This window comes from Novosphingobium sp. 32-60-15 (assembly GCF_002280675.1).
In the GTDB taxonomy this organism is placed as follows: domain Bacteria; phylum Pseudomonadota; class Alphaproteobacteria; order Sphingomonadales; family Sphingomonadaceae; genus Novosphingobium.
Genome location: NZ_NCEN01000012.1, coordinates 69,377 through 90,455 on the forward strand (window position 1 = coordinate 69,377; position 21,079 = coordinate 90,455).

Here is a 21,079-nt window from a genome sequence, read left to right on the forward strand (position 1 = left end):
GCAGGCCTACAGGCGCAGGCCTGCCGTTTCGGCCAATCCTGCCATCAGGTTCAGGGTCTGCACAGCCGCTCCGCTTGCGCCCTTGCCCAGATTGTCGAGCACGGCGACCAGTCGCACCTGCTCGCTATCGGCGCTTCCCATAACGTACAGGCGCAACCCGTCCCACGGCTCTTGCGATGCGCGCATCAAAAGTTCGCCCTCAGGTGGCAACTCTTGCGCCACGCTTACCACGGGAGAGCCTGCGTAAAACTGGGTGAGCGCTGCACGCAGCAAATCGGCCGGAACGCTGCCGGGCATGACGCCCAGGGGCAGCGGAATTTCCACCACCATGCCGCGATGGGCGGCAATCACGGCGGGGCTGAACAGCGGGGCAATGGCAAGGCCCGCATAGCGCTGCATTTCGGCCACGTGCTTGTGCCCGAAGGTCAGGCCGTAGCCGCGCCAGGCGATGTCGCGATCATCTTCGAAGCGCCCGATCAGCGCCTTTCCGCCGCCCGAATAGCCAGAAACCGCATTACAGCTATAGGGCCAAGCCGAAGGCAGCAGACCGTTATGCACCAATGGTGCCAGCAGCCCAAGGAAACCCGTCGGATAGCATCCGGGGTTCGAAACCCGCTTGGCTTGCGCCACGACCTCGCGCCCGACAATTTCGGGAAAGCCGTATGTCCAGCCGTCAGCCACGCGGTGCGCAGTGGAGGCGTCAATCACGCGGGTACGCTCATTGCGGATCATGGCCACCGCATCGCGCGCGGCATCATCGGGCAAGCACAAGATCACGACATCGGCATCATTGATGGCTTCTGCCCGCGCGGCATCATCCTTGCGGCGCGCATCGTCGAGAGCGATCAGCGCAAATTCGGTGCGGCCTGCCAACCGCTCGGCAATTTCAAGCCCGGTCGTGCCTGCCGCGCCATCGATGAAAACAGACGTGGTCATGCCTCTGCCTCAATTACGGTCAATTCGACATAACCCACCAGCAAGTCCGATTTCGCCTGCCCCCAGGCCCAGCCACCGGCCATATCCAGAACGTCGAAAACTTCGCCCGCAGCAAGTGTGCGCAAGGGGCCGCCATCAGGTCTGCCAGCATCGCGCAATGTCGCCGCAGCCTTCAGCACGTGCGGCATCGGCACGGCATAATGCGGCACGAAATAGCGCCCCGCCAGGCCGATATGGGCAAGATCCCCGCGCACCGGCAAATGCGGCTTGTCTGAACGGTCCGACGGACGGCACAGCGAAAGCTGCACGGTCGGCACGTCAACAGGGAGAGGCGATGCTTCAGCAGTCAATTCAGGTTGCCCCCGGAACAGGAAAGCAGGGCGATTAGCCGCGTCAGCGCTTTCAGGCAAGGCAGAGCGCATTTCAGGCGTATCTTGCCCGCAATAAGCCCCACACCGCCCGCAAGCCTAAGGCATCCCCGCCTTTGGGTCGCCCCGGTTTTGCGGCAGGCCGCCATGCGAATGTATCAAAATGGGCCCAATCGACCCCATCGCACACGAATTTGTCGAGAAACAGCGCTGCAACGCTGGCCCCGGCAAAGCCGCTGGCGGGGGAATTCTGCAAATCTGCCACGTCGGATTTCAGATATTCGCGGTAGCCTTCAAACAAAGGCAGGCGCCAGCAGGCGTCATCGCGCTCAAGCCCCGCTGCCAGCAATTGGTCGGCGGTTGCATCCTTGCGGGCGAACATGGCGGGCAGATCAGGCCCCAAAGCCACGCGCGCCGCGCCGGTAAGTGTTGCGAAATCGATCACCAGTTCGGGGTTCATTTCACACGCCCGCACCAGGGCATCGCCCAATACAAGCCGCCCTTCCGCATCGGTGTTAGTCACTTCCACCGACAGGCCGTTGCGCGCGCGCAAAATGTCGCCGGGCCGGAAGGCATTGCCCGATATTGCATTTTCCACTGCAGGAACAAGCACATGCAGCCGGATGTTCAGGCCCATCGCCATGATCAGACCGGCCAGAGCCAGCGCATGGGCTGCGCCGCCCATGTCCTTTTTCATCAGCGCCATGCCTGATGATGGCTTGATATCCAGCCCGCCTGAATCAAAACATACGCCTTTGCCGACAATCGCCACGCGCGGATGTTTGGGATCGCCCCATTCCATTTCAATCAGGCGCGGCGCATGGCTGCGCGCTGCTGCCCGGCCCACTGCGTGGATCATCGGATATTCGCGTTCAAGCATGTCGCCTGAAACCACATGGATTTCGGCATGATAGGTCTTGGCCAGCGCGCGCGCTTCTGCCTCCAACTGGGCGGGGCCCATGTCCTCGGCCGGCGTATTGACCAGATCGCGGACCATCAGCACAGCCGTCGCTTCGGCAAGCGCAGGTTCGATCAAGGCAACTTCTGCTGTCAGCAAAATCCGGGGTTCGGTATCCTTGGCGTCCTTGCGGTAACGGTCAAAGCGGTATTGCCCCGTCACCCAGCCATGTAGCGCCTTGCCCGTCGGACCACCAACACGGCGATAGGTGCCACCGGGGAGCACATCGGCCAGTTTGGCAAGGCACCACGACGAGAGGTTGTTGACGTTGGCGACTCCGGACACGGCGAACCAGCCATCGCCATCTGGCACGATGGCATATTCGTATCCGCCGCCTTCAAACTTCTGCGCGGCAAGGCTTGCGCGTTGCCCGACGCTCAGCCCTTTGAGAAAGTCCGGTAGCGTCGCCTTGTCGACAAGGTGAAGGGCAATGGCCGGTTGGCCGCGATCAGGCTGGATCAGCGCGTTTCTGTCGTTCATGTCGGCGCCATTCATGCCGCAGTGCGCCGCCGGTTGCGAGTGGAAAGTGCATTTTCGTCAACGTCTCGCAATTTGCGCGCAACGTCGCTATGTGCCGCATATGACCGAATATGTGACAGTTGAAGACCACGATATCGTCCTGCGTGACGGAACGATCAAACTCCACGGCCCCGCCGCGTTTGAAGCCATGCGCAAAGCAGGCCGCCTCGCCGCCGAGATCATGGATGCACTCGCGCCGCTTGTGCAGCCGGGCGTGCGGACCGATTACCTTGACGATGTCGTGCGGCAGATGACGCTTGATGGCGGCGCGGTTCCGGCAACACTGGGTTATCGCGGCTACACGCATTCGTGCTGCATTTCTGTCAATCACGTCGTTTGCCACGGTATTCCTTCGGACAAGACGCTGAAAGACGGGGACATCGTCAACATTGACGTAACCCCCCTGCTGGATGGCTGGCATGGCGACACCAGCCGGATGTATCTGGTCGGCGATGTGCCGTTAAAGGCCAAGCGCCTAGTCGACGTGACCCACGAATGTCTGATGATCGGCATCGAAAAGGCCAAACCCGGCGCGCGGTTGGGTGATATCGGCGCGGCCATTCAGGCCCATGCCGAAAAGCAGCGTTATGGCGTTGTGCGTGAATTTTGCGGACATGGCCTTGGCCGTCTTTTCCACGATGCGCCCGAAGTTGTCCACGCAGGGCGCGCAGGCACCGGCCCGGAACTAAAGCCCGGCATGTTCTTCACGATTGAACCCATGATCAATCTGGGCAAGCCCGGCGTCAAAATCCTTGAGGATGGCTGGACGGCTGTCACGCGGGATCGTTCGCTGTCCGCGCAGTTTGAACATTCCATCGGCATTACCGAAACGGGCTGCGAAATCTTCACACTCAGCCCCAAAGGACTGCACAAGCCGCCTTACTGACGAACACCTGCCTAAAAAACAGGCAGGCCTTGTGCAAATTTTGTGCATTAATCGAACACGTGTGCGCAACGAAGCATAAGCCTTAGTTGCGCATTCGTTTCAAATCTTGCCCAACCCCCGAAATTCCTGCTTTCCCGCCGCCTCTCGATGGCCTAGTGCTGACAACAATCAGCGTGGCACGATTCTTGTAACGTCGTTGCCACACGGGATCATTCGCCGGTCTGCCATGTTGGCAAACCGGCCCGGGTTGCAGGGGTCAGAACGACGTGAAAAAGGTCGAAGCCATCATCAAGCCGTTCAAGCTCGATGAAGTAAAAGAAGCGCTGCATGAAATCGGCGTTTCAGGCATCACCGTGACCGAGGCCAAGGGCTTCGGTCGCCAGAAGGGCCACACCGAACTGTATCGCGGTGCAGAATACGTCGTCGATTTCCTGCCCAAGGTGAAGCTCGAGGTCGTCGTTTCAGACCAGCTGGTTGATCGTGTGGTCGAAGCAATTGCTTCTGCTGCACAAACCGGCCGCATCGGCGATGGCAAGATTTTCGTGATCCCGGTTGAAAGCGCGCTGCGCATCCGCACCGGTGAACGCGATGACGACGCGATCTGATCGTGCGCAGCTTTTGACGAGTTGAAGCTGCATCGGGCCCGTCCCGACACAGCATCAGAACGGGGGTGGGCCTGTGGACGGGCAAGCCTCCATGGTTATCATAACCCCACTTAACCCCCGGACCTCTCCACCGGGGCAAGAAGAAGAAGGACCAGCGATGGCAACTGCAAAGGACATTCTCGCCCGCATCAAGGACGAGGAAATTGAGTGGGTAGATCTGCGCTTCACCGATCCCAAGGGCAAGTGGCAGCACCTCACCATGGTCGCCGGCCTGATCGGCGAAGACGAGTTGGAAGACGGCCTGATGTTCGACGGTTCGTCGATTGAAGGCTGGAAGGCGATCAATGAATCAGACATGATTCTGAAGCCTGATCTTACGGCAGTCTATATGGATCCGTTCAGCGCAACTTCGATGATGATCATCGTGTGCGACATTGTCGAGCCATCGACCGGTGAACTGTATTCGCGCGATCCCCGCTCAACCGCCAAGCGCGCTGAAGCTTTCGTGAAGTCAACTGGCGTGGGTGACACCGTGTACGTTGGCCCTGAAGCAGAATTCTTCCTGTTTGATGACGTCAAGTATTACGACGGCTATGACGGTAACGGCTTCCGCATCGATGACGTTGAACTGCCAACGAACACGAACAAGGATTACGAAGGCGGCAACATGGGCCACCGTCCGGGCGTAAAGGGTGGTTACTTCCCCGTCGCTCCGATCGACAGCTGCGTTGATATCCGTGGCGAAATGGTCTCGACCATGATCGAAATGGGCCTGCCTTGCGACAAGCATCACCATGAAGTTGCCTCGGCGCAGCACGAACTCGGCCTGACCTTCGGTACGCTGGTGCAAACCGCTGACCGCATGCAGGTTTACAAGTATGTCGTGCAGCAGGTTGCGCATGCTTATGGCAAGTCGGCCACGTTCATGCCGAAGCCCATCAAGGGTGACAACGGTTCGGGCATGCACACGCACATCTCGATCTGGGAAGCTGGCAAGCCATTGTTTGCCGGCAATGGCTATGCCGGTCTGTCGGACATGTGCCTGTACTTCATCGGCGGCGTGATCAAGCACGCCAAGGCCCTGAACGCTTTCACCAACCCCACCACCAACAGCTACAAGCGTCTGGTTCCGGGTTATGAGGCCCCTGTTCTGCTGGCGTACTCGGCCCGCAACCGTTCGGCTTCATGCCGCATCCCTTACGGTGCCGGTTCAAAGGCAAAGCGCGTTGAATTCCGCTTCCCTGACGCGATGGCCAACCCGTACCTGTGCTATGCAGCCCTGCTGATGGCCGGTCTTGATGGCATCAAGAACAAGATCCACCCGGGCGAAGCCATGGACAAGAACCTTTACGATCTGCCACCAGCAGAACTCGCAGAAGTTCCAACCGTGTGCGGCAGCTTGCGTGAAGCGCTTGACAGCCTTGCTGCTGACCATGACTTCCTGCTTCAGGGTGGCGTGTTCACCAAGGACCAGATCGAAGCCTACATGGAACTGAAGTGGCCAGACGTGATGCGTTGGGAAACCACGCCATCGGCTGTCGAATTCGACATGTACTACTCGCTCTGATCTTTCAGACCGATGTTACAGAAAAAGGCGTCCGGGAAACCGGGCGCCTTTTTCTTTGCGCACAAGAGGACACCGCTTGCTGGGGGCAACGCCCCTGACGATGATTTTTTCCACACTTTGCGACGAACCGAGTTGAACGGTTATGGGCGTCGGATGAACCGAACCCCGCGTGGGTTATCGAATCCGCCCAAATCGCTAGGTAGGCTGCCATGCTTCGTAAACTGGTCGCCAGCCTCCTCGCCCTGATTTCCCTCGCAACGCTTCCCACCGTCGCTCACGCACGGCTCCAGTGCGTCACGTATGCGCGGCAAATTTCGGACGTCCAGATTTCGGGCAACGCGCGCGACTGGTGGGGCAACGCCGAGGGCACCTATGAGCGCGGCGTTGAACCAAAGGCCGGAGCCGTCCTCGCCTTTGCAGGCACCCGCGCCATGCCATATGGCCACGTCGCCGTTGTTCGCCAAGTGGTGGATGCCCGCCACATTCTGATTGATCACGCCAACTGGTCAGGCCCCGGCGCGGTTGATCGCGGCGTTGTGGCTGTGGACGTTTCGCCTGCTGGCGATTGGAGCGAAGTCCGCGTCTGGTACGCTCCCACCAAATCTGTTGGCCTGCGCGCCAGCCCCGCGCATGGCTTCATTTATCCCCGCACCATGACCGCCACAGCCGAAGTTAAGCCCGCATCCAAAGGATGAGCCATCACCGCACTTAGGCAGTGCGCAGAACCTTTGCTTCCTTTGGCTCCAGCAGCGCCAGCGCCTCTTCCGGCGGCATGGCCTTCCAGAACAAGTGTCCCTGGATCATCTGGCAACCGGCAGCCTGTACCAGCGCCCGTTGGACCGGCGTTTCCACACCTTCAGCCACGACCTTCATGCGCAGCGTGTGGCCCAGTGAAACAATGGCGCGAAGGATCGAATGGGCATCAAGATCAGCTTCGATATTCTGCACGAAGGACCGGTCAATCTTGATCCGGTCAAACTGGAACGAGCGCAAATAGCTTAGTGACGAATAGCCGATGCCGAAATCGTCCAGCGCGATGCGGAAGCCACGGTAATTCAGGCCTTTGAGCACTTCGACCACATGGTCACTGCGGTCCAGCATGACCCCTTCTGTGACTTCCAGTATGTAACGGCTTGGATCGGCACCAGTTTCGCGCACCATTGCATCGATCATCGGCAGGAAATCACTCGCCATGATTTGCAGCGGCGACAGGTTCACGGAAATATCGCAATCGGGCCAATCGCGGCATTCTGTAAATGCACGGCGCAGCACCCATGCCCCCAGCGGAACCATCATGCCTGATTGCTCTGCCACCGGCACAAACAGGTTGGGCCGGATCAGCCCGCGTTCCGGATGCGGCCAGCGCAAGAGCGCTTCGAAGCCCTGGACCTTGCCATCCACCGCATCGACGATCGGTTGATAGGCCAGCGCCAATTCATCGCGCGCGATGGCCCGGCGCAATTCCATTTCCATTTCGCGGCGCAGCTTGACCGATGCATCCATATCACGCGTAAACCGGCGAAAACGCATGCGTCCGCGCTGCTTGGCACGATACAGCGCAATATCGGACCGGCGCAGTAATTCACCCGGATCTTCGCTTTGTTCAGGGCCCCAGCTGATCCCGCATGAACACGTGACGTCAAGATTGCTGCCCGAAATCACGAACGGTTCGTTCATCAGCGCCATAATCTGCCGGCCGAGCATATCGGCTGCAACTTTACCGCCGGTGGAACGCCGCAGCAGCACAAACTCGTCGCCACCAAAGCGCGACAAAAAGTCGCCGGGAGGCAGTGACTTGCGCAGGCGTAATGCAACCTGACGCACCAATTCATCGCCCACATGGTGGCCCAGCGTATCGTTCACCACTTTGAACCGGTCGATATCGATATAGGCCACGAACACGTCGCCCAGTTGGCGCTGCTCAACACAGGCCGAAAGTTCCTGGCGCAAACGCTGCATGAAGTGCGCGCGATTGGGCAGGCCCGACATCGCATCGTGCATGGCGTTGTGCTGTGCCTGCGCCTCGCTCGCTCTCAATTCGCTGGTTGTCCGGCGCATGCGCCGCACGATGATCGCGCCCCCTGCAACAACGCCAACGAAGAACAGGATATAGACCGCCAGCAAAGGCGCAGTGCGGCGCAAGATCGCTGGCCCCGGCGGTTTTGCCTGCCATGAAATGTACCCGATTTCGGCACCGCCCACGTCTTTGAGCGCCAAGGCATTGCGGCCCGCGTCAAGGTCTGGCTGTGCATCAAGGCGCACATCACTGAGCATCAGCGAACCACTGATATCGGCAACCACGCGCTCATCAAAATGGCGCACCAGCACGATATAGTCAGGCGGTCCTTTCAGAAGCCCCGTTTCGACATCCGGCACAATCGAGGCCACAGCCAGAAACGCCGAGCGTCCTTCGTGCTTTGTCAAAGCCGCCAGCCCGCGCGGGATCGGCAGTCCCTTGCTGTCATATGGCCATTTGACGCCGCCCTGGTTGTGCCATTGCAAGGTTTTCGCCTCGCTCAGACTTTCTTTGACAGAGCGTTTGACCAAGGCGCGGATTTGCGGTTGTAGCGCGCCAAGCTGGCAGTTGCTTTCCAGCTTTACGCCCTTCCAGCAATGCACCGGCGTGCCGTCAAAGCGGACATGATAAAGGTGATCGATGCGGTGACTGCCCCAGAAGTACCCCGCCAGAAAGTTGCGCGCCCACGGCTCGAAGTCCGGGCGATTAAGCTTGGTTACGGCATCGTCCCAGCGGACCTGAAGCATGCCTGATTCGGCAATCTGGCGGCCGTTGCGTTCAACGAAGCGCTCCACCAGCCGTCGCTCCTCGGTCCGGGCATATTCGTCGGCAATGCTTGTTGAATTGCGGAAGGCTGCAACCAGCGCCGCAGTCAGCGCGAGCAAGGCCAGAAAAGTGCCCGCAATAATCCAGCGGGCACTGGTCGTACCCACTAGCTGTTGCGATTTTCCTCGCCGATGAACTGGCGCGTTCCCCATTATTTCGATGACTAGCAACCGGTTACGAAGAAAAGGTTATCAGTGGCACGGGGGAAACAATCAGTTTGGCTACCAACGCCATGTTCAGGATGGAACCAATCGGGCCGCTCGCGGATTTCGACAGCGGAAACACTGGCGGGAGGGCCACCGGGAGATTCCTTATGTTGTTAACAGTCGCGCTGGTTTTGTTCGTGTTGTGGGCGCTTGGCGTATTTGCGTTCAAGGTAACCGCAGGCCTCATCCACATCCTGCTGGTGGTCGCGCTGATCGTCGGGTTGGTGCAATTGTTCCGCGGTCGCCGGGTTTGATAGCGCCCGCAGCCGAGTGAGCGGGTTGCATATTGCAACGCTAATGCTTAGCCTTGCCTTCGTGGAATATCGAACCCAGAACCGTTCGGGACACTAACTTTTTCAATCCAGTTTGGGAGTTCGCCATGCGCGAAAGGCTTCAGCATTACATCAATGGCCAATGGGTCAACAGCGAAGGCGGCAAGCGCCACGAAGTGATCAATCCGGCCACCGAAGAGGCGTGTTGTGCAATCACTTTGGGCACGAAAGCAGACGTCGATAAGGCGGTTGCAGCTGCCCAAGCCGCGTTAAAGACTTTCAGCAAAACCACGCGCGAGGAACGCCTTGCGCTGATGGAACGGATTGTTGCCGAATACAAAAAGCGTGTGCCCGAATTGGCAGCTGCTATGGCCGAAGAGATGGGCGCGCCTGTCAGCTTTGCCAGCACCGCGCAGGTTGGCGCGGGCATTGGCGGGTTCCTTGGCACCATGGCCGCGCTCAAGAACTTCAATTTCCTGGAAGACAACGGCGCGTATAAGGTGGCTTACGAACCCATCGGCGTGGTCGGCATGATCACGCCGTGGAACTGGCCGCTGAACCAGATCGCGCTTAAAGTTGCACCGGCGATTGCCGCTGGCAACACCATGATCCTGAAGCCGTCGGAAGAGTGCCCCACCAACGCGGCGATTTTTGCCGAAATCCTTGATGCAGCGGGCGTTCCTGCGGGCGTGTTCAACCTGGTTCAGGGTGATGGTCCGGGCGTTGGCACGGCCATCAGTTCGCACCCCGGCATCGACATGGTCAGCTTCACCGGATCGACCCGCGCGGGCATTCTGGTGGCCAAAGCTGCTGCCGATACGGTCAAGCGCGTTCATCAGGAATTGGGCGGCAAGTCCCCCAACGTGGTGCTGCCCGATAACAACTGTTGGCGATCCGATGGAAGAAGGCGCGCATATCGGCCCTGTCGTCAACAAGACGCAGTTCGACAAAATTCGCGGCCTTATTCAATCGGCCATTGATGAAGGCGCAAAGCTGGAAACCGGCGGCCCCGATCTGCCTGCCAACGTCAACCGTGGTTACTACATCAAGCCAACCGTCTTTTCAGGCGTGACGCCCGATATGCGGATTGCGCAGGAAGAAATCTTTGGCCCTGTCGCCACGATCATGGCCTATGACAGCCTTGAACAGGCCATCGAAATTGCCAACGATACCGCTTACGGCCTGTCCGCCTGTATCACCGGCGATCCTGCAAAGGCCGCAGCAGTGGCCCCGGAACTTCGCGCTGGCATGGTAGCCATCAACAACTGGGGCCCCAGCCCCGGCGCGCCGTTTGGTGGTTACAAGCAATCGGGCAATGGCCGTGAAGGCGGGCTTTATGGCCTGAAGGATTTCATGGAAGTGAAATCGATCAGCGGCTTGCCTGCCTGATCAGATCGCGGTTGAAAAGAATACCAGGGCCGTTCCATCCGGAGCGGCCCTTTTCCATGCGCTCCTCCGCTGCCCGCAGCGCTTTGGGATAGACTTCGCCCAGCAAAGCCTCAAACGTCTGGCGCCATTCATAGCGGCCTGCGACATGGCACCGCGCGGCCTGCCCCATCTGGCGATGATTGCCGCGCCACACCGCGACAACGGCCTTGGCCATCGCTTCTGAATCATCAACCGGAACCAGCACGCCCGTTCCAGCCGGCACCCGTTCAGGCATCGCGCCCGAAGCAACGCCGACGATGGGAAGGCCGCTGGCCTGTGCTTCAATTACCGAAATGCCGAATGTCTCATCCGCCATGGCTGAAACGTAGATATCAGCAGATGCAAGGCTTTGCGCCAATTGCGCCCGGTCAGAGATATAACCGGGAAAGGCCACTTGCCAGCCGCGCGAATGCTCTTCCAGCGTGTCGCGCAGCTTGCCATCCCCGATCAACACCAGCCCCGCATCCAGCGACGATGGCAGGCGCTTGAACATCTCCAATAAGCGATAGGCCCGCTTTTCATTATCAAGGCGTCCGGCATAGACCAGCAACGGACCACGGGCTTTCAGACCCAGCCTATCACGCCATGCAGGGTCACGGCGCTGCGGGTGGAACAAATCTGTATCCACGCCCAGCGACAAGACATCGACGTGCGCGATGCCGTATTCGTCCAGTGCCTGGGCCATCACCGTGCTCAACGTGTAAACGCGGTCAAATTCACGGTACGTCAGTTGCGCATAGCCGGTGGCCAACCGCCGCAACCCGCGCGCGACAAAGCTTCCGAACAAGCTGGAGCCGACGCGGTAGATATGCGCTTCGGGAAAATCAGTGTGATACCCTGCCACAAGCGCGGTATGCGGAAAGGCCTTGGCATAATTGATCGCGGTCCACGGCAGCACCCACGGGCATTGGGATTCGATCAGGTCGGGACGATACCGTTCCAGCACTTCACGCACAACGCTGGTGCGCATGATGAAGCGATAGTTCGGGCTGCCGCGCACTTGGTCTGCGCCTACTTCAACCCAGATATGCCGGCCTTGCTCAACAATGCGGTCTTCAGGGCCGGGGACGATTTGCAACAACCGGTGTGGTGTGTGGTCCAGAACATAGCGCTGCTTTTCGCGCAAATATGTGCCAATACCGCCGCCACCGTGCGGCGCATAACTTTGGGTAAGGTCGCATAGCAGCAGCGGGCGGGATGCGTTGGTCATCCCTATCCAAGGCCATGCCCAAGTGTCCGTTTAAAGACGGTGTTGCAGCACCGTTACAGCGGATCAATAATCCTTGCTGGCCCGCAAGTTGATGCTTTCATCACCGATGGTTGACACTGTTGCCAAAACCGCCAGCCAGCGCGTGATGCGGAACTCGACCGAGGTGGCGCTATAGCCGCCGCCATCGGTAATCAGTTCGACAAACACCCTGCGCCCCAGATACTTGCCCACGGCAATGCTGGTACTCGACCCGATCGATGGATCGGCGCCCACAATGCGCAACCGGTCCAGCCCGATCGCCGCGCGCAATTTGTTGATCGGATCAAGCCCGCCACCGCCGCGCAAACTTGCCAACGCAGATGCCAATTGCACCGCTTCCGGCGCAGAAATCTGCGTGATCGAACTGCCAAACAACAACCGGCTTAACAATTCCTCTTCGGGCAAGGCAGGTGTCGACGAGAACGTGATGACCGGCTTGAAGCCTGAACCGGTGATCGAAATCTTGGCGCTGACATTGTTGGCATCGCCTTCTGCCACAATATCCAGAAGCGGATCGACCGGCACTTGTCCGGTGAACCGGATGCGCCCGCGCGTCAGTTCAAAGCGCTTACCCGCAAACTCATAGCCGCCGCGCACCAGATCAGCCGTGCCGAAAATCTGCGGTGCTGCCGTGGAGCCGCGCAAACGGATGTCTGCGCCCCATTCGCTATCCAGCCCAAGCCCGCGCACTGCAATGCGATTGGCACCGGCGGCATCGATCAGGAAGCGCCATGGCGTTGCCGCGACGCGTCCGGGCGCGGCATCGGCAGGCGCGTTCACTTCGCGCGTCGCAATGTTGGGCAATTCAGCCACGACGCTGGCGTTACCAAGCATCCAGCGCGCGGTTTCAATCCGCACACGGCCAGCAATGGTTCCGCCCACGCCATCGCTGACAATGCGCAGCGGGCCGGTCACTGCTGCAGCCATATCATCACGGTTGATCAGCGCCGCGTTCTTGGCAGATAGCCGCAAATCAATCGAGGGGCCTCGCTCGGCAAGGTTGGCAAGACCGATGCTGCCGCTCCCGCTCACCGTCCCGCCATTGGCTGTCGTGCCTGAAAACCGCGCCAGTGACAGCGTCGAATCGGCAAACGTCCCGGCCATCTGCACTTGCCGCACATCGGTGCCGGTCAGCGTACTTTGCACACGCAGGCCGTTGGAAGATACCGCACCGCGCAAGATTGGCGCCATGATGGTGCCGCCAATATCGGCGCGCACACCCAAAGGCCCGGTCAGGTCGAAAATCTCGACACCGGACAACCGCCACAACGCCTCGGCAGGCCCTGAATAGCGCAGTTGTCCGGCCAATTGTCCCGCCTCAAGCCGGTCCATCACGCCGCCGCCGCGTGGCAAGCCGCTGATCCGTGCCTGAAACCGCCCGCGAATATCTGCGCCGTCGCGGATCACCGCGCGAGCCTGCAGCGCATCAGGATCAAGCTGTGCCACCAGCGCCAAATCGACAGGTCGGGACGTGAGGACCAGCCCTGAACGCGACAGCCCTTTGACCAGCAGAGCCGCATTGCCCGAAGGTGCCCCCTGCCCGTCATTGGCATATTCGACCACGCCCGAAGCGACGCCGCCAAGGCCAAGATCGGCAATCACGATATCGACCACCGACACCGGCATTTGTGCAAGCAGCAGCTTCATCTGCGTCGGCCCGCCCAGCACATGGCCTTCTGCGATCAGAATTCCCCGGCCAAAGCCGATCTGTGTGGGGGCAAGCCGCCACCCGTCATTCTCGCGCGTCATCACCGCGCGGCGGGGCATGGTGACTTTGCGCCCGGCATATTCGCCCGAAACATAGGCCACGATCTGATCGGGTGCGAAGGCTGCGGTGCCTTGCAGGGCAAAGCGGGTGCCGCGTCTGCCAGAAACCGAAGCGGTGACCGAACCACTGCCATCCTGCAAATAGGCTGCCGCTGCCAACCGGCCGACAAACACTTTGCCCATGCCGATCCCTTCGGCCAGCATCGTGCCTTCGATGGTTGAATGCCCGTCCTTGATCAAACCTGTCGCATCGATCTTGGCATTGCCGATCGACAAGGGTTTGACCCCGCCGAACTTTGCATTGCGCGCGGTGACATTGGCATCAAAGCCCTGCCCGCCATCGCGCGGGGCCAGCAAGACCGATCCGTTCAAACCGCCGCCGATCATCGCCAATTCGCCCGTTACACCGGCATCACCCAGCGTTACGCCGCCAGTCACATCGGTCTGCCACACGCGGAAGCTTTCAATATCAACGCGCGTCGGGCCGCCCTGCGGCATGAACAGACCGAACGCACCGGCAAACGGTCCCAAGCGCGATTCTCCACCCGTCTCGATCCGGAAGCCATCGGCAATCGGGGAAAGCGCAACGCGCACATCTTTCAGGCCCGCAGCCGGCAAGGGATTGGCAAACACCAGCACGGCATTCGGCCCGCTTCCGGTCATGGCTGCCTGAACGGTAAACGCACCATATTGCGTGTGACGGCCCTGCCCGGTCAGCGAAGCCGAACCACCCGTTTGCACTTTGCCATCCAGCGCCAATTGCAACTTGGCCGAAGTCACCGTCGCTTTGCGGAATGTCACCGGAATGCGTTCCCCCAGCGCCAGCCCGCCAGCAAAGCGGACATTGCCGCCGGTCAGGTTCTGCAAGGTGGCATTATCGATCCGCGTCATCCGCCCCGCGACATTGCCCTGCAAAGTCCACGGCACACCCGCTCCAATTTTGAACACGATCTTGGCATTGCCATCGATGGTGCCAAGATTGGGCAAGGCAAACCCGCGCGCCGCCACTGGCCCTGCCAAGGCATAACCGCCGCGCGCCATATCACCGCTCAGCGCCAATTGCGCGCCAAGCCCCTTCAACGCCAATACCAGATTGTCAGACGTCAGCCTGTTACCGGCAAACACCAGATCTCCGGTCAAGCGCCCGCCGGGAAAGCGCGGATCGATCATGGCATTGCCGGTCGTCACCCGCTGCGCCGTCACCGCCAGCGGCAGGACAAACCGTGTGCCATCCCACGATGCGGTCCCTGCACTGCGCAGCCCTTGTGCATCCAGCGTGCCGAGTTTGAGCCTTCCGACGGTTACCGTGTGGTCAATCGCCAGATCGGAAAACTTGCCATCCAATGTAGCAGACAGTGCCACGTTGGCCAGTTCCGGCGCTGCGATCAACCGGTCAGGGCGCAAAACCAACGCCCGCACTTTCAGCGCATCTGCTTGGTTATTGGCAAGGTCCAGCTTGCCGGCAGCCGCAACTTTGAACGCCTCGCCCGCCACGGCCAGCTTGCCGTCAAACGTGTTGTCCGCAAATGTGCCATCATAAACTACTGAAAGCGTTTGCCCCACCGCGCGCCCTGCCATGCCCTTCAGCATATCGCCAGGCCAAGCTTGCCCCGCCAGCTTATAGACCCCCGAACGGGTCTCTAACTGAAAGGCGGCGAGGGTCTTGTCGTCCTGCGTTGCAAAGGCGTAGCCATTCCACTGCGTCCACCCGCCACGACCGGCAATGCGCGCCTTGATGTCGCTCTTGGCCCCTGCCAGCGTGGCGATGACGCCATCTTTGGGCGCATCATATGTGAGCGCGAGTTCAAACTTGTTGCGATCAGGTTCGCTGTCCAGCTTGAATACGATCCGGTCTTTTTCCCCGAACCGGCCATTCACATCGACAATCGCATGGCCGCCGCGAATATCGGCGCTGGCCAGCAAATCCACCCGGCGCTTTTGTCCAACCATCGCCTCGGACACGGTCAGGTTGTCGACGACCAGCTTGTCCACGCGAATGTCGAAGTTCGGCAAAATCGGCGCGTTCTTGTCGGCATTCGGCCTTAACCGGGGGGCACGGCGCAGTATCCCGCGATGAAGCGCCAGCAACCGTATATCCAGCCCGGACTTCAACCACGACAATGGCCGCCACTCCAGTTCCGCTTCGGGAATGGTCAGGAAGACACCTTCTGGATCGCTAACGCGGATATCGCGCAACGACGATGCGCCATAAATCGACCCGTCGATCCGGCCGATTTCGATCCGCAGCCCAGACCCCGGCGCAAAGGCCGCAATCCGGTCTGCCACCAACCTGTGCCCCAACGATGAATCCAGCACCAGCAGCGCCGCCAACAGCAAGGCCAGTCCCGCAACCAGCAGGATGGCCATCCGCCGGGCAAACCCGCGCACGAACCGTGCCTTGCGCGAACGCGTTGGGCCGCGTGTCGCCACGTCTTCGGCCAGCGCGGGTTCTTCGGGAGGCAGGGTTTCGTCCATCAGAACGCCTGTCCCAGCGCCACATAGACGCCAATCAGGCTGTCTCCTGGCGAACGATTGAGCGGCGTGCCAACATCAATGCGGATCGGCCCGAAATTGGTCTGATAGCGTATGCCGACGCCCACCCCGATCTTCAGGTCCTGGAAAGTGGGCCGGGTTGTGGTATCAACCGCGCCTGCATCAACAAACGGCACCACGCTTACCGCGCCGCCCATCAGCCCGGTCTTGACGCGCGCTTCCAATGAAAACTCGCTCAACGCGCGGCCACCGCTTGGCGTGTTCAGCGCATCGCGCGGGCCGATTTGCTGGAAGCCGTAACCACGCACTGATCCGCCGCCGCCTGCATAGAAACGGCGCGAAGGCGCGATGCTTGCAATCGGCGCTCCTGTAATCGTGCCCAAACGCACCCGGCCTGCCACAACCACACTGTCGCTCGCGCGCTGATAATAGCTCGCGTCGAACTGCGCCCGCCCATAGGTTGATCGAACGCCGTTCTGGACCGAGATTTCGGGCGACACGCGCAGGCCCACACGGAAGCCACGTGTAGGATCAAGCAAGCTGTCGCTGCCATCGTACATTCCGCGCAACGGCAGCGAGCCAATGAAGTACGTCGTGCGTGGCGCGCTCGCGCGGATGGCCGCAGCATCGCGTTCGCGCGTTGCCAAAATCTCGAAACCGCCTGCAAATATCCACGGCTTCTGGAACAGCAGCGTCGTCTGCCGCTCTACCCCTGCTACTGCCGAAACCGTCAACGCCTCAAACGCCGGGCTTACCTGATTGCGGATGTAGAGATCGGAGTTCAGGGTCAGGTCGCGTTTGAGGAAGTTGTTGCGGCGGAAGGTGACGCCCGCCAATTGTTCTTGCGTACCCACCACGCCGCGCACGCGCAGCATACCTTCGGGCGGGAAGATATTGCGATGCTCCCACTGCCCTTCCAGACGGAAACCTTCGCCACTTGAATAACCGACAAGGCCCGCAATCGTGCGCAGCGGCGCAGGCGTCAACGTTACGTCAACATCGACGGTTCCGGGCACTTGGCCAACGGGCTTGGTCACTTCGCGCGTTTCAACCGTTACAGACGAAACCAGCCCTGTCGCCAAAATCGCCTGCCGCAAATCGTCAATCTCGGACAGTTTGTAAGCATCGCCGCTGTCGAACCGGGCGATGCGGTCAAGATGGCGCGAACTCAGGAACGTCTCGCGTGAAGAAACCACCCGCCCGATGGTGTAAAGCCCACCCGGCGCCACCGGAACCGTCAGGTCCCCTTCGCGGCGCTCGTGATCGATCAGCAAGTCAGGTTCGCTCACTTTGGCAAAAGCATAACCGCTTTCACCAAGCGCACTTTGCAGGCTAAACCTCTCAGCCACGATGCGGTCAGAATTAACCGCGTCGCCAGAGCTGATCTTGAAAGAACTGCGCAACGCGGCAAATCCGCTGCCCGTCGCCGCCAGATCGCCGAACCCGATCTGGCCAAACCGGTACTGCGGCCCCGGCTGCAGATCGAACCGCACCACCACTTTTTCAACGTCAATCGGCGCGGCAGCATCGCCCTCGCCCGGTGCGGAAAGGCCGCCCAAGGATTGATAGACCTGCGCGTCATAATAGCCGTGGATGCGCAAGATATTGATCAACAATTCGCGGTCTGTCCGCGCGCGCCGGACGATCTGCGCCAGATTGTCCTCATCATCATCGAATGATTTGAGCGCAGACAACCCTGCAAAACGCGCGGCGATCGCATCCTTTTCCGCAATTGCATCGGTGCCGCGCGGAAACGCAAGTTCCACCTGGCTGCCTACCCGCGCAATGTCGGCATCGACCAGCTTGATGCCAACACCGGAATCGGTTTCCTCCTGGCCCGGCAATGCCTCGACCGCTGCATCGGTCGATTGCTCGGCCACGTCGATATCAGGATCAGGCGACAAGGCCTCGATCTTGGGCAATTCACTGCCATCTGGCCAAGCAATCGTCATGCCCGGAATGTCGGGCATGACGGAATCGGCCTCGATCTCTTCGATCAGCGTATCAGGTGGTGCGCCAGTGCGCGCGGCATCGGTATCGATGGCCCAAGCATCCGCATTCTGGACCGCCGAATCCGGGATCAGCGCCTGAAGCTCTTGATCGGTTTGCACAGATTGCGCGATGACCTGTGCAGGCGCACCCAGCGCCAGCAATGCGGCCATGACCCGCGCCAAGGGCAAATCAGATGTGGACGTAACGCTCTTGCGCGCCGTGAACGCCGTCCTTGAGGCTGCCTTCAACGCTGCCACTGCCAAGCCGGTTATCGCGCGCTGCAACGGCTCGGCCAATGGCGCTGGCTTGTTCTGTTGGTTCAAACCGCTCCCACCCATCGCGGCCAAGCTTTTCCATGGGCCGATAACGCACTTTGTATTGCATGCGCTCAGACCCTTCGACCCAGTAGCCAAGGTACACATAAGGCAGGCCGACCCGGGCCGCCCGTTGAATGTGGTCAAGGATGATAAAAGTGCCAAGCCCGGACCGTGTCTCGTGTTGTGGATCGTAGAAACTGTAAATCATCGAAAGGCCGTCGCCCTGCTCGTCAGCGAGACAGGCTCCGACCAATCTCCCCACCGAACCATCGTCTGTCGGCTCACGATATTCAATCACATAACTCTTTACCGGCGAGTGCTCCACCATGTCCGCAAAGTCCATCTCGTCCATGGTTGCCATCCCCCCGCCGGGATGACGCACTGCAAGATAACGCTGCAATAGCTCAAACTGTTCCGGCGTAGACCATGGACGGCAAACATTTACCACCAAATCGTTGTTACGCTTCCAGATTCGCTTCTGTGTCGATGATGGTTTGAATTCCTGCGTTACCACCCGCACCGATACGCAGGCCGTGCATTCAACACAGCTTGGCCGGTAGGCCACTGTCTGGCTGCGGCGGAACCCGATCCGGCTTAGTGCATCGTTCAGCTCATCCGAATTCGGGCCTTTAAGCTCGGTAAAGACCTTCCGTTCGCTCCGGCCCGGCAAATAGGGGCACGGCGCAGGGCTGGTCACGAAGAAGCGCGGAAATCGAACGGGGGCGGTCACGGCTTACAGTTGCCTCCTGCGGTCGGACTATCCGGCCTGTCAGTTAAGACAATGCCTCAGCAGGTCCAATCATGAAAGCCCCATTAACCATAGAAGCGCCGAAGATTCGCAGCTTAATTGCTACCGTTACGGCGCTTTACCCAACCCTGTTTGCACCAGTCCAGATACAGGACACACTCCTGCCAAAAGTTAACGATCGGCGGCAGAACGGTCAGCCCAGTTCCACCTGCTCCACGTCATAGCCCTTTGCCCGCAAGCCAGCGACCAGCCGGTCAATCTGGTCCCGGTCACGCGCCTCGCACTCGATCTCGGCCGTAAGCCCCTTGGCGGGCAACGACGTAAAGATGCGCTGGTGCCAGACTTCCAGGATGTTCACCTGATGGCGATTGAACTCTTCAACCACCTTGAACAACGCGCCCGGCCGGTCCTGCAAGGTAATGCGCAACCGGCCAAGCCGGCCAGAGCGCGCCAGATCGCGCAGCAGCACATTGGCCAGCAGCCGCGTGTCAATATTGCCGCCGCACAGGACAACGCCAACATTGCGCCCCGCAAACAGCTCGCGATGGGACATCATCGCCGCAAGCCCTGCCGCGCCCGCGCCTTCAACCACCGTCTTTTCAATTTGCAACAGCAGCGCCACCGCACTTTCCAGCGCGGCTTCATCCACCAGCACAATATCATCGACGATTTGCGCCAGAACTTTCGAGGTGAATTGCCCCGGTTCTTTCACCGCAATGCCTTCGGCCAGCGTATCTCCGCCGCACGGCATGTCGAGATGCTTGAGCTTGGCAAACATCGATGGGAAAAGCGCCGCCTGCACACCGATCAGGCCAATGTCGGGCTTGATCCCGCGCGCAGCAGTGCCCATCCCCGACAGCAACCCACCGCCGCCGATGGGCACAACAAACATGTCGATTTCGGGTGCATCCTCCAGCATTTCCAGCGCAACCGTGCCTTGGCCCGCCGCCACATGCGGATCATCGAACGGGTGGACAAACGTCAGCCCCAGTTCGCCTTCCAGCTTGCGCGCGTGGGCATAGGCCTCGTCAAACGTCTCGCCTTCCAGCACCACTTTGCCGCCCACCGACTCGGTCTGCATGATCTTCACGGTGGGCGTTGTCTTTGGCATGACAATGGTCACCGGCATGCCCAACCGCGTTCCGTGGTAGGAAAGCCCCTGCGCATGATTACCGGCCGATGCCGCAATCACGCCGCGATCACGCTGTTCCTTCGTCAATTGCAGCAAGGCATTCAACGCGCCACGCTCTTTATACGCAGCGGTAAATTGCAGGTTCTCGAACTTGAGCCAGATGTTTGCGCCGGTAATCGCGCTTAACGTCTTGCTGTACAGCGTTGGCGTGCGGACAACCTGTCCGGCAATACGCTGCGCCGCTGCGCGAACGTCGGCGAGTGTCAGCAGGGCATCGGCATGTTCGGCGGGCTTCAAAGCGGCATTTTCCATACCGCGCGCCCTAACGGAAACTGTGGCTTAAGGGAACCTCAAGCTGATCCTGTCCGTCGGTTAATGTGGCGAAGGGCGAATACCGGAACCAGCCCTGCCACAATCGCCAGCGAATCTGCCAGCCAATCACGCCAATCCGCTGTACGGTGCAGCACCGGGATCGATTGGACCACCTCGATCCCCACCCCGACCAACGACAACCACAGCGCCAAGCGTACCACCGGAAAGCGCGGCCAACCGCACCCCGCCAACACTGTCAGTGTGAAAAACGCCAACATATGCTGGAACTTGTCGCCCAGATTGTCGGTTGGCAGTTCAGGCGGTTTTGGCAGCACCGCCATGACCAGCGCAAATAACAGCGCAGGCCAGAACGCCAACTTTGCAAGGCGTGAGATCAGCTTGGTCCAATGCGTCATCTCCCGCCGCCATGCAATGGTCTGCACCGCGATGCAAGGGGGCTGGCACGGCAGTTCAAACCGGAT

Annotated in this window: 15 protein-coding genes and 1 pseudogene; 6 read left to right on the forward strand and 10 right to left on the reverse strand. The window is 60.0% G+C overall.

All coding sequences use genetic code 11. The annotated features are described in order from the left end of the window. Window positions 1-6 precede the first annotated feature (6 nt). The 3 genes from argC to B7Y89_RS10595 are packed head-to-tail and all read right to left on the reverse strand — an operon-like array spanning window position 7 to window position 2,742. Window positions 7-936, reverse strand: a complete 930-nt coding sequence (gene argC / locus B7Y89_RS10585) for an N-acetyl-gamma-glutamyl-phosphate reductase (RefSeq protein WP_292938323.1) — start codon at window positions 934-936, stop codon at window positions 7-9. Beyond that, window positions 933-1,358, reverse strand: a complete 426-nt coding sequence (locus tag B7Y89_RS10590) for an SH3 domain-containing protein (RefSeq protein ID WP_292938325.1) — start codon at window positions 1,356-1,358, stop codon at window positions 933-935. The genes argC and B7Y89_RS10590 overlap by 4 nt, the downstream gene beginning before the upstream one ends. Before the next feature lies 1 nt (window position 1,359). Next, window positions 1,360-2,742, reverse strand: coding sequence for a leucyl aminopeptidase family protein (locus B7Y89_RS10595; protein ID WP_292938327.1), 1,383 nt, complete (start codon window positions 2,740-2,742; stop codon window positions 1,360-1,362). A gap of 100 nt (window positions 2,743-2,842) precedes the next feature. Here B7Y89_RS10595 and map point away from each other — a divergent pair, with 100 nt between their 5' ends. From map to B7Y89_RS10615, 4 genes are all read left to right on the forward strand, one after another. After that, window positions 2,843-3,667: a type I methionyl aminopeptidase gene (gene map, locus B7Y89_RS10600; RefSeq protein ID WP_292938329.1), complete on the forward strand. Its 825-nt coding sequence runs from the start codon at window positions 2,843-2,845 to the stop codon at window positions 3,665-3,667. Between the two features lie 266 nt (window positions 3,668-3,933). Beyond that, window positions 3,934-4,272: a P-II family nitrogen regulator gene (locus tag B7Y89_RS10605; RefSeq protein WP_231467373.1), complete on the forward strand. Its 339-nt coding sequence runs from the start codon at window positions 3,934-3,936 to the stop codon at window positions 4,270-4,272. Between the two features lie 157 nt (window positions 4,273-4,429). Continuing rightward, window positions 4,430-5,839 (forward strand): type I glutamate--ammonia ligase, encoded by a 1,410-nt coding sequence (gene glnA / locus B7Y89_RS10610; protein ID WP_292938332.1) that lies wholly within the window; start codon window positions 4,430-4,432, stop codon window positions 5,837-5,839. 209 nt (window positions 5,840-6,048) lie between these two features. Then, on the forward strand, window positions 6,049-6,534 hold the full coding sequence (locus tag B7Y89_RS10615; RefSeq protein WP_292938334.1) for a CHAP domain-containing protein: 486 nt from the start codon (window positions 6,049-6,051) through the stop codon (window positions 6,532-6,534). Between the two features lie 13 nt (window positions 6,535-6,547). Here the strand turns inward: B7Y89_RS10615 and B7Y89_RS10620 are convergent, their stop codons facing one another. Further along, window positions 6,548-8,788 carry an EAL domain-containing protein gene (locus B7Y89_RS10620; RefSeq protein ID WP_292938336.1) on the reverse strand — a complete coding sequence of 747 codons (2,241 nt, stop codon included), beginning with the start codon at window positions 8,786-8,788 and terminating at the stop codon, window positions 6,548-6,550. A gap of 206 nt (window positions 8,789-8,994) precedes the next feature. Here B7Y89_RS10620 and B7Y89_RS10625 point away from each other — a divergent pair, with 206 nt between their 5' ends. Then, complete coding sequence (locus B7Y89_RS10625) at window positions 8,995-9,141, forward strand: lmo0937 family membrane protein (protein WP_292938338.1); 147 nt, start codon at window positions 8,995-8,997, stop codon at window positions 9,139-9,141. A gap of 125 nt (window positions 9,142-9,266) precedes the next feature. After that, window positions 9,267-10,548 (forward strand): annotated as a pseudogene (locus B7Y89_RS10630) (aldehyde dehydrogenase family protein). Here B7Y89_RS10630 and B7Y89_RS10635 read toward each other — a convergent pair. From B7Y89_RS10635 to B7Y89_RS10660, 6 genes are all read right to left on the reverse strand, one after another. After that, a complete protein-coding gene (locus B7Y89_RS10635; protein ID WP_292938339.1) occupies window positions 10,529-11,797 on the reverse strand; it encodes a glycosyltransferase in 1,269 nt (422 codons plus the stop codon). The pseudogene B7Y89_RS10630 and the gene B7Y89_RS10635 sit on opposite strands and share 20 nt — an antisense overlap. Before the next feature lie 63 nt (window positions 11,798-11,860). Beyond that, window positions 11,861-16,078: a translocation/assembly module TamB gene (locus B7Y89_RS10640; RefSeq protein WP_292938341.1), complete on the reverse strand. Its 4,218-nt coding sequence runs from the start codon at window positions 16,076-16,078 to the stop codon at window positions 11,861-11,863. After that, window positions 16,078-18,258 (reverse strand): BamA/TamA family outer membrane protein, encoded by a 2,181-nt coding sequence (locus B7Y89_RS10645; protein WP_292938343.1) that lies wholly within the window; start codon window positions 18,256-18,258, stop codon window positions 16,078-16,080. The genes B7Y89_RS10640 and B7Y89_RS10645 overlap by 1 nt, the downstream gene beginning before the upstream one ends. Before the next feature lie 19 nt (window positions 18,259-18,277). After that, on the reverse strand, window positions 18,278-19,135 hold the full coding sequence (locus B7Y89_RS10650) for an arginyltransferase (protein ID WP_292938345.1): 858 nt from the start codon (window positions 19,133-19,135) through the stop codon (window positions 18,278-18,280). A gap of 211 nt (window positions 19,136-19,346) precedes the next feature. After that, complete coding sequence (locus tag B7Y89_RS10655) at window positions 19,347-20,597, reverse strand: threonine ammonia-lyase (protein ID WP_292938347.1); 1,251 nt, start codon at window positions 20,595-20,597, stop codon at window positions 19,347-19,349. Window positions 20,598-20,635: 38 nt separating this feature from the next. Further along, entirely contained in the window at window positions 20,636-21,013 is a 378-nt protein-coding gene (locus B7Y89_RS10660) for a hypothetical protein (protein ID WP_292938349.1), read from the reverse strand. Between the last annotated feature and the right edge of the window lie 66 nt (window positions 21,014-21,079).